The organism is Algoriphagus hitonicola (genome assembly GCF_900113375.1).
GTDB lineage: Bacteria > Bacteroidota > Bacteroidia > Cytophagales > Cyclobacteriaceae > Algoriphagus > Algoriphagus hitonicola.
On record NZ_FOPC01000018.1, the window covers coordinates 1 to 15,827 of the forward strand.

The following is a 15,827-nucleotide window of genomic DNA, read 5'->3' on the forward strand; positions in this document are numbered from 1 at the left end:
CGGCGTTGACGATTGCCAAGTCTATTACACTAGGCGGAACCTACATGGAAGTGGGCGACGTGGTTGAATACAGCTACGTGATCACCAACAGTGGCAATGTGGAATTGGCCGGACCGTTCACGGTGGTTGACGACAAGATTGCGGACATCGATCCGGTAGACGGACCGTTGGCAGTTGGCGCAAGCGTGACTGTGACGGCTACTTATACAATCACGGCCGAAGACATCGAAGCAGGCGAAGTGACCAACACGGCGTATGCGACGACCGAATACGGCGACGACACGGTGACCTCGAACGAGGACAGCGCAACGGCAGTACTGCAACTTGATGAGCCATCGATCACGATCACCAATGATGCGGATAGAGCAACCTTCGGCAATGTGGGTGAGGTAATCACTTACAGCTACGTGGTGACCAACAATGGCGACGTGACCTTGACCAATGTGATTGTAATCGATCCATTGACAGGTACAGAAACTAACATTGGAACTTTGGAGCCAGGAGAGAGCAAGACGGTGACCGGAACCTACACAGTGACTTCTGAAGATTTTGTCAGAGGATTCATTGAGAATACAGCAACGGCAACTGGTACTGCACCAGACAACAGTACGGTGACAGCCAGTGACGACGAGCGTGTTGAGGCTGTTGTTTCTGAAATAGTGGCTAATGACGATCGAATCACAGGAATCAAAGGTGCTGATGGTGGAATCGCTGTGGTGAACGTATTTAAAAATGATAGTTTGAACGGTCGTCCGATTAGTCCTGAAGAGGTAATTCTGACCTTGTTAGAAGGCAATGAGTATCTGGTGCTCAATCCAGACGGAAGTGTAGATGTGAAGCCAGGTACCCCTGAAGGAGAGTATGAGCTAGTTTATCAAATCTGTGAAGTCGGCAACCCTGGAAACTGTTCTACAGCTACAGTGATAATTTCAGTGAATCCTCCAACCATAGACGCGGTAGATGATGATTTTGGAACGCATAAGGTTAGTTATAGAGGTCAACTTGGTAATATCTTGGACAATGATCTTCTGAATGGAGAGAAGATGGATGCAAACCTTGTTAATTATCAAATTATTGATGCGGCAGGCTTACAAGGACTGATAATTTACCAAAATGGTGACTTTGAGGTGATTGGTGGGCTAAATGCACCGGGAACCTATATACTACAATACAGAGTATGTGAGATTCTAAATCCTACAAACTGTGATACAGCTTTTGTAATCGTGATAATTGAAGCCGATGAAGTCGATCTTTCAGTTACGAAGACAAGCTTTGGTGTTGAGCTGTTTGAAGGTGACGAATTCGAATACGAGATCGTAGTCAGCAACCTAGGCGATACTGATGCAACCGATGTCAGTGTGGTAGATGATCTTCCTGCAGGTATAACCTACCTCGGATCTTTGATTACACAAAATCCGGATAATTTGACTGTCAATACTTCAGCTTTTAACTCGCAGGTAGTTTGGACCATACCTTCATTCCCTGCTGGCTCATCTATTACCATTCGATTGAGGGTTAGGGCAAATGATGTGGTTGGTGGAGTTGAACAGGTTATTTCTAACCTTGTCACGGTAACTTCAACAGAGGCTGATTCCAATACCGATAATAATTCAGACAGAGACGCGAATGTGGTTAAGCCATTCTTCATACCAAATGTCATCACTCCGAATGGAGATGGTATTAATGATATCTGGAGAATAAAGGGTATTAACAAGTTTGTCAAGAGAAGGATAGTGATATTTAATCGTTGGGGTGATCACCTCTATGAAAAAGACAACTATCAGAATGACTGGTCGGCCAATGGAATCGTCTCCGGAACCTATTACTATATCGTTTGGACAGAAGATAGGTCAGGTAGAACTCATGAGTATAAAGGATGGATTCAAGTAATAAGAGAGGAGAAGCAATGAGAAAATTGATTATAAAAAATTTGGGTATATTGGTTCTGGCAATACTTGGTATTGCCAGCCAAATTCAAGCGCAGCAGTTGCCCCAATACACCCAGTATATCTTTAATGGGCTTCATATTAATCCAGGGTATGCGGGGTACAAAAACGATGGATATTTCCAGAGCACCTACCGTGATCAGTGGGCTGGATTCCCCGGTGCACCTAAAACGTTCACTGTTACTGGTGACTTGAGCGCAAATGAGGGTTCAATGGGATTTGGGTTTTCTTTGCTCAGTGACAGACTCGGTCCGACTCAGACAAATTCGATAACTGCAACCTATGCTTATCGGATACAGACTGGGAGGAAATCGTTTTTGGGACTTGGAGTTACATCTGGAGTTTCAGAGTACTCTTTGGATCCGGACAAATTAAGACCGGAGACTGCTATCGATCCACTTCTTCCCGAAAGCAAGGTCAGACTTTACACGCCAAATTTTAATGCGGGACTCTTTTTCCATACTGATGGATTTTATGCTGGGTTCAGTGCCTATAATATGTTAGGCAAAAAAGCAGTCCTCAGGGAAGATGTAGCTTTAGGCTTTCATGACTTTCACTATTTTGTGACAGCTGGGGGATTGATTTCACTTTCGGAAGATGTGAAGTTTAAGCCAAGTTTCTTACTTAAGCATGTAAAAGGATCACCCCTAAATTATGATCTAAATGCTATGTTTTTGTTCATGGAGACCCTCTGGGTAGGTGCTTCCTATCGATCCAATGTTCAATTATGGAACGAAAATCTACAAAAGGATTTAAGTAGAAGGAATGCGGTTGCTGCTCTGGTTGAAATTTTCATAGCGCCAAGTATAAGAGTAGGATATGCTTACGACCATACTATGAATGCACTCGAGAGTTTTAAACAGTATAATTCTCATGAGCTTTCTGTGGGATATTATTTGTTCAAGAAGAGAAACGTTATGCAGAATCCGAGATGGTTATGAAAAAGTATTGGAAAATAGCTGGTTTTTTCGTTGTGTTCTTCCTTGGGCACCTTTCAGTTGAAGCTCAGAATAAGAGTTTGAGATTCGCAGAGGATAAGTTCAAGTATGAGAGCTATGGATTTGCTATTGATGAATTGGAAAAAGCTTATTCCAAAAAAGAGAAATATTCCACAGCACAATTAATTGCTGAGAGTTATCAAAAAATACAGGACTATGATAAAAGTTTTGAATGGTGGAATATCGTAATCCAGTTTGAAGAATCGACTAAAGAGGATTTCTATCAATATCTAATTTCAGGTATGAAGTCAGGTGAAGGCTATGTGGTAGAAGAGATTTTGGAGGGGAAAAATTATACTAAAAATGATTTTCCTGAAATCGATTTTGAGTTCATGAAACAACTTTATTCCAGACGCTCAAATATTAAGCTCATTCCTTTTGACTCTGTCAATTCAAATGGTTCTGATTATGGAATTGTGAAAGGAATGCAGGGGCAAAAGTTTTTTGCAAGTGACCGTGGAGAGGTGATCCCTTCAGAAAAAAAAGCTATCAGATTGGACGCAAAAAATCAATTTCAGGGTAAGGAGAAATATAATTTTAATGATCGACTGTTTTTTTCTGTCTATCGAAAAGACAGCTTAGGACAAGTCTCTCAACTGTCACGACTTTCTGAAAAAGTATTCCATTTTTCCGATCCTTATTTTGTCAAAGAAAAGAATGTATTATTCTATTCAGTTACTAAAGAGTTAAATAAAGTCAAAAAGGAAAGAGTGATTACGGTTTTTCCCGAATTGTATTTCAGTACACTAGGTGAAAACGGAGAGCTTTTAGATTCTTATGCTTTTCCATTTAATGACTCCCTGCATCATGGAGTTATTTCTCCTTTCGTGGATTTTACTGGCAAAAAACTATACTTTGCTTCCAATATGCAGGGTGGATACGGGGGATATGATCTGTACTATTCTGCCTTCGATGATGATTTCAATTTTGAGGCGCCTGTAAATCTTGGCCCACAGGTTAATACTCCAGGCAATGAAAGAGATCCATTTTTATTTTCCAACAAATTCTACTTCTCTTCGGATGGGCATAAAGGCCTCGGAGGATTTGATATCTTCTCCTCTGAATACAGTGTTGATGTAATAAAAAATGTTCAGAATATGGGAATTCCATTTAATTCCCCTACAGATGATTTCAGTTATAGGCAATTTGATTCGAATCAGATCTTTATCTCATCTGACCGAAAAGGTGGACAAGGGATGGATGATATTTATTCCATTGAGGAACTTTTCAAAAACCTAATGATAGTGGTATCTGATTGTGAAGGAGAGGTTATTACTCAAAGTTTTCTGACAAATATTCTGGATAAAACAAATGGGGGAAATGTACAAAGCCGAAGAGGTACCAATGGAAATGTTTATGCAGAATTAGAGCCAAATAGTGATTTTGATATCACGATCTCGAAGCCTGGCTATTTTTCTCTCACGGATCATTCTGTTACCACTAAAGAAATGGAAGAAGACACTGTAAAGAGAAATTATCAGTTGATTCCAATTCCTTATCAATTGCCAGTATATGTCGACATCATGTACTATGATCTAGATAAGTTTGTCATTAGGCCTGATGCGGTTCCACCTCTTGAAAAGTTGGCAGATCTCATGAAGAGGTATACCTTTTTGGACCTGTTAGTGGCTTCTCATACTGATTCGCGAGCATCAGATGAATACAATATTGTTTTGAGTAACAATCGGGCCAAAGCAGTAATGGATTTCTTGGAAAAAAGAGACATTTCGCCAAGTAGGGTTAGACTTGAATGGTTTGGAGAGCAAGCTCTTACTAATGATTGTGGCGATGGAGTGAATTGTGCGGACCTTGAACATCAATTGAACAGAAGGTCTGAAATGATTCTGGAGGCATTTCCCGACCCAACAAAACAGTATGAAATTCCGGAGGAGCTGAAGGAAATTAACTTCTGTGAACCTGAACTACTTCACGATTGGCTCCAAGATCAGATTAATGAGATTCCTACGATCTATTTTGACTTTGATAAATCGATGCTTAGGTCCGTCCATAAAGAAGAATTAGAAAGGACGGCATTGATGCTGAAGAAGTTGCCTAGACTGAATTTGTCTATTGAAGGACATACTGATCAACGTGGAGATGGCACTTACAATCAACAATTATCCGAACGGAGAGCCGAGGTGGTCAAAACTTATTTGGTGGAAAGAGGAATTGATTCTAATAGACTTGAATCTGCTTGGTTTGGATTTACAAAGCCAGTTCACGACTGTAATTCAGTGACTTGCACACCTGCTATGCACCAATTGAATAGAAGAACTGAACTCAGTGTTGGTTACAGCAAATTTGGTTATACTGGTAGACAAAAGAAGGTGGACACCCTGTAAAACGGTTTAAGTTCGATTTGATATTTATCCAATTAGAAGCTGGATTTAGATCATGACCATTTAATAACAAATCATTATAAACAATTTCTTCTAGGGTTATCTCAGAGTCTATAAATATTTGTATTTTCTTATGTTAAAAATTGTACCCCAAAAAGCACTATTATGATTGATGTAAGCTATCGTTTTGACAGTAATCCCTCTATTTATTATTATATAATTGAGAAAGATTTCAAAAATGTAAGGCTGATATCTGAGAAATTAAATTCTGAAAAATTTATATATCTTGGTGTTTCCCATAACACCAAAGATTTTTCGAAAATACTTAGTGAAATGTTGATTAAACCATCTTTATTATTTATAGGGTTTCAAAATATTACAATGGGAGTACTCGATCAAATCGAATATTTGTCCAAGGCTCAATCTTTTAAAATCATTTTATTTAATGACAATATTTCTGAATACAGTGACTCATACGGCATGAATCATGCTGTTATTGAAGTTTGATTAAATAGTACTACTTTTTGAACAAAAAGTAAGTGAGAGTCATGCAGATGAGGTAAAAGACTAAGCATGATCCAGTGTTCGCGCCCTTATTTGTCATTCGGTTTCCTCTGGTACAAATGAAATTAATAGCAAATAATAGGAATGTCCGAAATTTTGCCAGCATAGGAAATTAGAATGACGAATGGCACGTAAATTAGTTCAATGGCCACAGACGAAAGTCAACATAAAAATTAGACTGAAAAGCATTTTTCATTTAAATAGTGGTAAGAAGTCGGAAAATTAGATAAAATAAAATGACTATTCGCAATGTTGCACGTAAGGGTAAACTGAGGCGATAATTAGTCTGTTGAACAGTTTTTCGCCAAAATATCTACGATTGAGCTTGTAGGTAAACTCGTTTAGGTAATTCTGTAGGTACTTTTCACTGACCATGTGGTAGATCCCCAACAGGTTCTTTTTCAAGTTGCTGATAGCTGTGTGCACCCAGTTTAATGCGCCGTTGGTGGATTCTGAGGTAGATTTTACTTTGATGTGTTGTTCCACCATCTTTTCCAGGTTTACATAAGCTGCGTTTTTATCAGTAAACAGGGCCGATTTGGAATCAATGGACTCTTTTACAAACTCCTCCACCGATTCTCTGGTCACATCGCCCAGCGCTTTCATTTTTAAAAAGCCGCAATGGCTGCTCATTTTTCCTGACAGCGGATCTTCCAGAGGGGTTGATTCTGAGGCAACGGCTACTATCGCCTGTTTCTGACTTCCTTTTCCTCGCTTCAACCGCTCCTGAACCACTTTTTTGGTGGCTTTCTCCACATACGCTTCATCGTATTCCACCATGCCTTTGAGTAGGTACAGATCGTCTCTTTTGCCCATTATCGCTCTGATCTTGTGCATCAAATTGAATGCGGTCTCATATCTTTTCAACCCTAACTGTCTCTGAAATTCAAGGCAGGAAAAGCCCTTTTTGGTGGCAGACATCAACAAAAACGCAGTAAACCAGATGTGTAGAGACAAATTGCTTGCCTCCACCACTGTCCCCGCCTTGAGAGAAGTCCTTCGCCTGCATTTACTGCACTCAAAAAACTTGCTTCCGCTATACCAATACTGTTTAGGAAAACATTTACAGGTTTTGCAGTAAATACCGCTGTTTTCACGGTAGGTTTTCAGGAAGATCTCACAGCTTTCCTCGTCTGGAAAATATGTTATAAATTCAATGATATTCATGGCTTTATGTATTTTTATCCAAGAAACACCACTTCAATAAACTACGAAAACAATTGACATGGGCTGTCAAAGAAAATTTGGCAACGTGCACGATTCCGTAGAGTCATATAAAATAATGCGATAAGTCTACTCGATCAACTTCCTAGTATTACAGCTGGTCAATTTTCAAATCCCCGCCTTAAGCTGTGTTAGAACGGATTACTCATCTGAAATTAATTATTGGAAAAATGAATTCCCTCCATAGTATCAACCTTTGAATATTATGGAAATGCCTGCCAGCTACTTTTCAAAGAGACCCTATTGTAGAATCTTTTTTAGGATATTAACAGAAATATTTAAATTTTCTTATTACTGGACTATCAAATATGCCGGAAGTCTGCAATGTAAAAGTCAAAATAAATCAATAGAGATTTTTAAGATTGATAGTTGTCTGTACAAGTAATAAATAGGAATAAAGATTCCGAAATAAGATAGAAAATTTTCAAAAAGTTAGATCATAAGTTCATCAAACACTTTTTGGTAGGTTTAACAATAAAACTCATTCAAGGCATCTAATTATAATGGCTTTATCTTTGGGAGATGGATATAAGAATTCCTGCTATTTGTGGTGAAATAAATACAGGTAAGTTTTGTATTTAAAGTAATTTAAGTTATCCAACAAATATTTTAATAGCATTTTATTTAATACGAAATACAGTTATTTGTACTTTTAATTTTTGTATATAAATAATGTTATTAATTTTCTTATTAGATAAATATCTCATTTGTTATTAAAAATTAAATATTTCCAATTTTGTGATTTTTTTTATTAAAATACTTTGAAATTTGAAAAATAATTTGATTATTAATGGAACAACTCAACGATTTACAATTGACATAAACATCATTACAAAATACAAAAAACAGTACTGTAAATAATGAGATTCAAAAAATATCACACAAACAACAAAAAATTAAATTCAATATTCGTAATTAAAACTGGGCAAACATGAAAACAAGAATAATTTTCAGTTTATTTCTATTTTTCTTTGTTGGGTTTTTTATTCAAATAAAGGCAGGGGAGATTTTAGAAGAAAAAACCACTAAGGATTCTAATAATGATGAGGAGTTGGCTCTTACTGTCAATATCATTGGTAAATTGAATCTTTGTAGTATCGAAGAGAAAGGATATGTTTTTCTAGATATCAAAGGCGGTAATCCTCCCTATTCAGTTTCGTGGGAAAATCAGGAAGGCGGCCAATTTTTATACGATCTAAATCCTGGATCATATACTGTATTAATAAAAGATAACTCGGGGAACCAGGTGACGGAAAAGTTTATGATTCAACTTCCAATTCCCGTCAAAGTCGACCTAAATGAAGTCAATCATGCAAATGTAGATTCAGGAATCTTGGGGAGCGCTTCTCTAAATATAAAATCATACGGAAATCAAACAGTTAAAATTGAATGGTGTAATGGATTAAAAGATACTTTGAAGGCAAAAAATCTGACTCCAGGAACTTATACTGTGAGGGTATTTGTCGAATTTGGGTGTGACTCTACCATTGCATTTGAGATTAAAAATCAAGAGATCTTTGGATCAGATCCAGTTAATCAGAATTCTTTTGAATCATCTTCTACATTAGCTACCCCAAATTTGAATCAACAAGATAAGAATTCAAACTATAGAAATTATTCAAAAATGGAATTGATGAAAATAGCAGAAGAGATTCAAAGCAATCGTGCATTAGCAGCAAAAAAATGAAATTTGAAATGTTTGATATGTCCTTAAATAGATTGACAGGTTTAAGATTGTAAAATTGGCCGATGGAGGTTTTCTTCCTCGGTTTTTTGATGCATTTGATTTAGGTTTTCATATTCAGACTTAGGTGTGATCTTTCCTTGTTGAAGATTTGTATGGATTCCTGGATCAGATTCAGTAATTCATTTCTATTGGCGCAATTATCTAACACAAATTCCTGTTTGAGGATCCCGTTTACTCGTTCGGCTAATGCATTTTTAACAATCATATCCATCTGTCATAGACGTTTGTATTTGAGCAAAGCGTAATTGAGTTTGATATAATCCTGAACAATATTGAATCCCCCTATCGGAGTGATGAATCAGTGGCAAGTCTGATTTTTTTTTAATGGCCATCTGGAGGAACTTGGCAACATTTTCCGCACTCATGTCATCATTCAGCCCATAGCCCATAATCTTCCTGCTGAAGGCATCAGTAACCAGACTCAGGTAATGCGTCCTTTCTTTGCTCCTTACATAGGGCCTGCTTAATAACTCAAGATTTCTTATTCTCAAAACCAGTCCAGAATTTAATCTGAACTGGTTTTTTGTTTCTAAACTCTTGTAAACCGCATCTAAAACGGCAATCAATGCATAGTTGAATGTTGCCCATGCTGAAAAACTCAGGCACCTCAGTGCTTCCCCGGCTAATTTGACCAGGTTGATTATGGTGAAACATAGAAATTCCTTCAAAATTAAAATTTTGAGAATTGCCTTAAAAAGTCAATTACGATCTGAATTGAAAGCCGATGAAAACTTTTAATTCAACAAAAAGAAAAAGGCGGGGAGCCTAACTCGTAAGTCTCGTACGTCTCGCACACTTCGTACCGTACGAATTGTCCGAGGATTGAATTTCGAAACGATTCAAATGAATTTAAAATTCCAAAGCTGAGAATTGCCTACAACTCGGGAAAATTTGAGGAAAAAAAAATGCCAGAAAACATGTCTATAGGCATTTTTGAGTTTATTGTATTGATCGTTTAGAATGACCTCTTGTCCAATTCAAATATTTTATACCAATAGAAAAATGCTTCTGGATTTGATTTTTTTAATCTGTTTAATCTTGGCCAAAGCGGTTCTCCAATTGACCAATCGTTCATGATTTTTGGATCGTCGTATTTTTCGATTGTTACATTTTTGGATCGTAGAAGGACTGCCATGTAGGCTGCTTTTGAAGCAGCGGTAATTGCTTTGTCGATATATGAAATGTTTCGGAGAAAATGAATCTAGAAACCCGTTGAATTCCTGTTTGTAATTCCTCAAAATTACCTTCTCCTTCAATTCCTCGACTGACTATGCATAAGGCGGTTTGGTAAATATCTTCTAGAACCCCATCTACACTTACTTCACATTCTCGGTACTTAAGTTCAACTGCTGCAAATAGCTCGAAGGTGGTTTTCACCAACGTACAGTCTTCTGCAACATCGATTAGATTTCCCACATCATAGAGCTGCTTTAGTATTTCCATACTCATGCTCGTTTTTCCTTTGAAGTAGGGGATACCCGTGGTATTAGGGGCGAAAGCGGTCAGTTTGTCTCCGAGTATATCCTCTACTGATGGTACTCGCACGATGATTGGATCTCCCTGAGAGAGTATGAATTTTGAATCAATTGGGATTTCTTCAATTTTTTGATACCCTACTTTTTCAAAAAGGATATCAAGTAAGATACTTTCTTCTTCTGCCAGTGTTTGGTGACTAGGCGTGTAAAAAATTTGTAATGAGCTTTTTGGATGTTAGTTCCAGCTTTTCTTTCCTGAAGTTCGAATTTTGTAAATCCTTGATCTTCTATTAAATTTTCAAAAAGTCTTTCGAAATCTTAGGGTTCTTTTTCTACGATAATATCGACATCAATGGAAAGCCGTTTGGATGATTCCAGGATCAACATCAAAGCAGTCCCTCCTTTAAAGACAAAATCTAATTTTTGTGTTGCCAGTCCCTCAAGTAGAAGTAGTGCTCGGATAACTTTCTCTACCAATATCTTATCAGCCTTTCTGTTTGCTGTAGACACCTTGGTTATCCAGTCAATATGTAATGAATCTTTACTTATCATTTTACTATTTATTGGCAATAAATTAAAATTGCTGCCGATATATTGAAATTTCTTTTAAATAGATTTCCAATTCTTGTTTTTTTCTCCTTCTGCTAGCATATCTCAGCATCTTACTTTCACTGATTGCATACTTTTCAAAAGCTTCTTTAAAAATCTGGTCCATTTCTGATCCTTGTTGCGCATCAAATAGAAATGCTTCACAAAAAATGTCAACCAATATTTTCTCCAGTGTTACTGTAGTTATTCCATTAATTTCCTGAGTAGGTGACTCGGTGACAAGCAGCTTCACAATCCAAGGATCTTTCACATCGTTAACATATCTTCTGATCAGTTCTGGAGTTGGATCCAAATATACTGGAATGTTTTTGTCCTTTAGAAAGTAGAATAAACTCTCCATTCCTTCTTTTTCAACTTCTACCAAGTTGTAAAATCTCCCAGGTTGATGTAGCATGAATTCATTAATAACTGAGGTATTCCAGATGCAGATAGAAAGAAACGGAAATTCAGTTTTCAATTTTCGATAAAGGGAAATTTGTTGGTTTGATAGCCCAGGAGAATAGCTTTTTCCAAAGCCGAGCTTGAATTCGCCGCGCGAAACTCTGGTTATAATGCCTTCTTGAACAAGTTTATAAATTCTCCAATTCACCGTTGTTGCTTTGACTTCCTGATCTTTTGAGCAAAAGAAGTCCATTAATTCTGACTTGGAGAATTTTGGTTGATTTTGGAAATGATTCCTTAAGTCTTCAATATGTAGCGTTTCCTTTGAGATATCGTAGAGTTTTGTACAAATGTAGAGAACTATATTTTGGCAACAAATTTAAAATGCTGCCGAAAAGAAGTTAGCTGAAACTTTCATTTTGGATTCCTTTTAAAAGGAATTGAGCAATGACTTCTAAGGATGGTAAGAGTCTTAATTCGTACGGTTCGTATGCCTCGCACACTTCGTACCGTACGAATTGTTCGAGGTTGAAAAGAGATTTAAAACCATTCAAATGAATTCGATTTCAAACCATTTAAAAACCTTCAAATTGGTAGAAAATTCAGTGGTTCATTTGAAAATTTTAACCTGACTGAAAATAGAAAAGTTATCTGATTTCACATCAAAAAGAAAAAAATCATTCAAAATCCGAAAACAAAAAAAGGAGCTTATAAGGCGATTGAAGCCTCATTTGAAGATATTTAAAATGATTCAATTCAAATGTATTTAAAATTGTAAAAGCAAAATGAACCTGTCCCCTAAATTATCCTCGATGTAGTGTAAGTAACTAAAAAACAGTAGGTTATGATAGCGCTGTTCCTGATACTAAACAAATAGTTGATCATTTTACGATCAACTTTTTGTTTTTTATACCCTTTCTTAGACTGTTTGTAAATTCAAATCAATTCCGATTGATTCAAATTGTCCCAAAATTTGTCCACCGATTTGTCCTACTTTTCTTTTTTTCGAGCTTATAGCATTATGAAAAAAATGATTTAGCGTTTTGGAATGAGAATTTATATGAGTTGTGATTTCAATTTGACCGTCTTTTTTAAGAATCCCATTTCGTTTTCCAAGAAGAAAACTCAGAAGGTTTGATTCGATAGCGTACAAAATTTCCTTCATGAAGTCCAAGGAGTTCTGTTTCTACTACTTCAGCGAACCTGGATTGGTCTGGTTCTGGTAATTTTTTGACTTCAGATTTTATTGCTTGGGATGCAGCTTCTTTTTCCATTGCATTGCTGACGATTAGGCTGACGATACCACGTATTTCTTCTCGGTATTTCATTCGGAAAGGATCTGGCTCCCCAAGGGATTGTCGAATCGCCGCATACCTTAAGGCTGACCGCTCATAGGCCCACAAAAAAACATCTTTGAATAATTCGATGCGGTTTAATTCATAAATGCCTAGCATTCCTTTGATATAGCTTTCTTCCGGTACATCTATAAATGAAAGAGGAGCAAGGTTGTGTCGGTTTAACGGGATATTGGCAGCCAATCTTGATACTCGCTTATTAACGTCATCAAAAGGTTGCAAGTAGGGAAGTTGAACCAATACAAAAAAAGCCTGCTCAAACGGATTTTCTATTTGGCTTGCCTTTGCCAGTATTTGGTCAAAAGATTCTTCGATGAGTTGCGGAATTCCCAACGGAGTAAATACGGAATTGGTGATTCCTACGCCAAATGTTCTAAGTCTACCGGATGCAGCGGGATTAGTCAACAGGTTGTTTGAAAGTAGAGCATGGAGATTGAGAAAAGTATAGCGATTGAAGCCTACCTCTTCAGACGATTCTACCAAAAACTCGATTGCCTCCTTGTGGTTGAGAATCATCTGAGTTTCCATCGGAGACTTGTTCGAGGCGGTTTTTCCGTTATGGATTAACAGCTCCGTATCCAAGAGGGAATAGGTGTTGCCTTCTAGTCTACTTGAATTCCAGGAAAGGTCGATCAATAAGCGATTCAATACTTCTCTGACATATGTGCCAGCTGGCTGTTCATCGTTCCTTGTTTTCCCCCATTGCGCCAGCTTTTGCTTTTCTTCCTTATTTAGATAGCTGTCAATATTTGGGCGATAATTTTCTAAAAAGCTGCGGTCATATCCAATTGGTATTCTTTGAGTTTCAGCACGAGAGATTAGTGCTAAAACGTCCTTTCCATCTTGTGAAATAGGGATTGATCTTAGGGGTTCATCCTTATTTTGAATCTCAGTAAAAGATTCGGGATTTTCTATGACATTGGAAAAATACCTCGTGGATCTGGCATCTCCTACCACTTTAATGAGGCTGTTTTCTTTAAGATGTTTAAGACGTCTCTGAAGAGCTCTCTTTTGAATTGAAAATGGCAGTAGTAGGAGAAGCTGTTCTATTGATAAGCCATCAGGAAATGAGGCTAATGTTTTCCTAATTATATCAAGCTCATTTTTGACTGCCATGCAACATATTTAAGTATCGCGACAATATTATTACAAAAATGACGCAATAACAAGAATTGCGTCATTATAAATGACGTGATGCGATAAATCGCGTCAAGAAAGTGTCGGGATTAGTCACAAAAACCTTAAAATTGAGGGTTTATACTTTGCATGAGTCAAGACACTCAAATGAAAAAGCCCTTTCTTTCCAGAATGGGCTTTACGCTTGTTAGCTTAGGTTCGTTTTGTTTCTTTCTGTTGGGGACTTTTGCGTCATTAAAGTTTCTTTTTGGATTCTTGAGCTTACCTAGGATTTCCCGGATTAGCCGCTCTAAGTCCAGTTCCTTTTTTCTTTTTGACCGTAGGCTCTAAATATAAATGATCCAAATACCACAAGCGACCCCAAAAAGCGGGAATGGGTTTTCAGCTCCCAATGCTCCAATCATGGCGAAGAAGCTGATAAAGACGGTTCCTAAAAATTTTATTGTCTGCCACATAGTCAGTCTCTTTTGATACTCAACATACCACTTTACGGCTTTGAATCAAAGTGGTTTGGGTTTTGGTGTAAATAAGTAAAGATGGTTTTATATAAATACATCAATAAGTCTTTTTTCAGTTTACAGCACTTGGTTTGGAGGAATATCAATTTTCCGACTGTGTAGGAGGTAGGGTTGAATGAGTTAATTACTTGTAATGGGTCAATTTTTGTAGATTGCACAATGCATAGCCACATAATCTTTTGATTAAATGCTGGAACCACTCGTAATTGTCACCCTATTTATCGGAACTGGATTTGTACTTTCCTTGGTTCAAGATTCACATTTGAAAAAGCCATTTCTTTCGAAGAGGGGATTTAGACTGGTTAGCCTTGGTTCATTCTGCTTTTTTCTGCTGGGGTCCTTCGCTTCTTTGAAGTTTCTTTTTGGCTTCTAAAGCCATTCGCGATTCGTACCAATCGTACACTTCGTACCCCTCGTACCGTACGAATTGTTCGAGCCTGTTGAAAATGGGAGCGATAGGATGCAGAGTAAATAACTGGAGTGATCTAAATCCAAAAAAACGACAAATTCTGATCTAGATCAGATTTATAAGACCCTTAAAAGATCCCTGTTTCTAAAAACAAAACCCTAACTATCAATATTTCAGATAGTTAAGGTTTTGACTTGCAGAGAGTGGGGGATTCGAACCCCCGGTACGGATTGACCCGTACGACAGTTTAGCAAACTGCTGGTTTAAGCCACTCACCCAACTCTCTCTATTTTTTTTACTTTATAGGACTCGTACGACAGTTTATCCGCCGTGGCGGATGGTTTAAGCCACTCACCCAACTCTCTCTATTTTTTTTACTTTATAGGACTCGTACGACAGTTTATCCGCCGTGGCGGATGGTTTAAGCCACTCACCCAACTCTCTCTATTTTTTTTTACTTTATAGGACTCGTACGACAGTTTATCCGCCGCGGCGGATGGTTTAAGCCACTCACCCAACTCTCTAAAGCGATGCAAATATAAAGGAATTGATCAGATTTTACCAAGGTCTGAACTACTCGATTCCAGCTCTTTTTTTTGGGAAAGGTAAACGATTGACTATCAATGTCAATTTATGTCGGGAAATATCCCGGTTTTTTTAAAAATACCCAGTACAGGGTATTTTTTCATCCAATACAAATTCTAAATTTGAAATTCAATTTCTTCATTTATGATTATTCAAACAAATACGGGGACATTTCTTATAGAAAACTGCCTAAATAAAAATGATAGAATAGCTATTAAATCTGACTCAGAGGTGGAAATCCTTCGATTCTTTGGTTCTACTCCGGTTTTTAAAACAGGAGATTATAATTTTCCTTACCAAGTCAGTGTCTGCAAACAGGTGTTTTCTGATGCACTTATTTTGATGGTAAAAGAGATCGATTACACCGATTTTCACAATAACTCTGACCTCATTCAATAATTTTTAAAAAAAATTTAAAAATTATTAAAAAGAGTTTTTAGGACGAAAAGCATTTTTTGTTTTAAGTTTTACTTTTTATTGTGCTTAAAAAATAATATTCTGAATAATGCCTGAATATCACCTGTTTAGCCATCTATTCTA

The 15,827-nt window shown here is 37.3% G+C and carries 11 protein-coding genes, 1 tRNA gene and 1 pseudogene; 6 read left to right on the forward strand and 7 right to left on the reverse strand.

The annotated features are described in order from the left end of the window. The 4 genes from BM043_RS17915 to BM043_RS17930 all read left to right on the forward strand — a co-directional run. Positions 1–1,910: DUF7507 domain-containing protein (locus tag BM043_RS17915; protein ID WP_092794226.1), on the forward strand; the 1,910-nt coding region annotated here is incomplete at its 5' end. Then, positions 1,877–2,887 carry a PorP/SprF family type IX secretion system membrane protein gene (locus tag BM043_RS17920; RefSeq protein ID WP_245753075.1) on the forward strand — a complete coding sequence of 337 codons (1,011 nt, stop codon included), beginning with the start codon at positions 1,877–1,879 and terminating at the stop codon, positions 2,885–2,887. The genes BM043_RS17915 and BM043_RS17920, both read left to right, overlap by 34 nt. Next, entirely contained in the window at positions 2,884–5,286 is a 2,403-nt protein-coding gene (locus BM043_RS17925; protein WP_177188518.1) for an OmpA family protein, read from the forward strand. Before BM043_RS17920 ends, BM043_RS17925 begins: the two co-directional genes overlap by 4 nt. A 162-nt stretch (positions 5,287–5,448) precedes the next feature. After that, entirely contained in the window at positions 5,449–5,790 is a 342-nt protein-coding gene (locus BM043_RS17930; RefSeq protein ID WP_092794233.1) for a hypothetical protein, read from the forward strand. Between the two features lie 297 nt (positions 5,791–6,087). Here BM043_RS17930 and BM043_RS17935 read toward each other — a convergent pair whose 3' ends face one another. Beyond that, positions 6,088–7,014, reverse strand: a complete 927-nt coding sequence (locus BM043_RS17935; RefSeq protein ID WP_086558051.1) for an IS1595-like element ISAhi1 family transposase — start codon at positions 7,012–7,014, stop codon at positions 6,088–6,090. 988 nt (positions 7,015–8,002) lie between these two features. Here BM043_RS17935 and BM043_RS17940 point away from each other — a divergent pair. Then, entirely contained in the window at positions 8,003–8,758 is a 756-nt protein-coding gene (locus BM043_RS17940) for a hypothetical protein (protein WP_092794235.1), read from the forward strand. Positions 8,759–8,799: 41 nt separating this feature from the next. Here BM043_RS17940 and BM043_RS19745 read toward each other — a convergent pair. From BM043_RS19745 to BM043_RS17975, 6 genes and pseudogenes are all read right to left on the reverse strand, one after another. Beyond that, positions 8,800–9,273: pseudogene (locus BM043_RS19745) on the reverse strand (transposase); the annotation flags it as partial. A gap of 649 nt (positions 9,274–9,922) precedes the next feature. Beyond that, positions 9,923–10,507, reverse strand: a complete 585-nt coding sequence (locus tag BM043_RS19650) for a nucleotidyl transferase AbiEii/AbiGii toxin family protein (RefSeq protein WP_218144169.1) — start codon at positions 10,505–10,507, stop codon at positions 9,923–9,925. A 104-nt stretch (positions 10,508–10,611) separates the two neighbouring features. Then, positions 10,612–10,803, reverse strand: a complete 192-nt coding sequence (locus BM043_RS19805; protein WP_218144168.1) for a nucleotidyl transferase AbiEii/AbiGii toxin family protein — start codon at positions 10,801–10,803, stop codon at positions 10,612–10,614. Positions 10,804–10,867: 64 nt separating this feature from the next. After that, positions 10,868–11,536, reverse strand: coding sequence for a DUF6577 family protein (locus BM043_RS17960; protein WP_092794242.1), 669 nt, complete (start codon positions 11,534–11,536; stop codon positions 10,868–10,870). A gap of 838 nt (positions 11,537–12,374) precedes the next feature. Continuing rightward, positions 12,375–13,754, reverse strand: coding sequence for a Fic family protein (locus BM043_RS17965; RefSeq protein WP_092794245.1), 1,380 nt, complete (start codon positions 13,752–13,754; stop codon positions 12,375–12,377). A 1,145-nt stretch (positions 13,755–14,899) separates the two neighbouring features. Beyond that, a tRNA-Ser gene (locus BM043_RS17975) sits at positions 14,900–14,988 on the reverse strand. Positions 14,989–15,431: 443 nt separating this feature from the next. Here BM043_RS17975 and BM043_RS17980 point away from each other — a divergent pair. Further along, positions 15,432–15,686 carry a hypothetical protein gene (locus BM043_RS17980; RefSeq protein WP_092794251.1) on the forward strand — a complete coding sequence of 85 codons (255 nt, stop codon included), beginning with the start codon at positions 15,432–15,434 and terminating at the stop codon, positions 15,684–15,686. Positions 15,687–15,827 lie beyond the last annotated feature (141 nt).

Coding starts and splice junctions, on each gene's coding strand:
- BM043_RS17960 (WP_092794242.1), bottom strand. CDS start 11,536: ATGGACTTCTTTTGCTCAAAAGATCAGGAAGTCAAAGCAACAACGGTG.
- BM043_RS17980 (WP_092794251.1), top strand. CDS start 15,432: ATGATTATTCAAACAAATACGGGGACATTTCTTATAGAAAACTGCCTA.
- BM043_RS17925 (WP_177188518.1), top strand. CDS start 2,884: ATGAAAAAGTATTGGAAAATAGCTGGTTTTTTCGTTGTGTTCTTCCTT.
- BM043_RS17935 (WP_086558051.1), bottom strand. CDS start 7,014: ATGAATATCATTGAATTTATAACATATTTTCCAGACGAGGAAAGCTGT.
- BM043_RS17930 (WP_092794233.1), top strand. CDS start 5,449: ATGATTGATGTAAGCTATCGTTTTGACAGTAATCCCTCTATTTATTAT.
- BM043_RS17965 (WP_092794245.1), bottom strand. CDS start 13,754: ATGGCAGTCAAAAATGAGCTTGATATAATTAGGAAAACATTAGCCTCA.
- BM043_RS17920 (WP_245753075.1), top strand. CDS start 1,877: ATGGATTCAAGTAATAAGAGAGGAGAAGCAATGAGAAAATTGATTATA.
- BM043_RS17940 (WP_092794235.1), top strand. CDS start 8,003: ATGAAAACAAGAATAATTTTCAGTTTATTTCTATTTTTCTTTGTTGGG.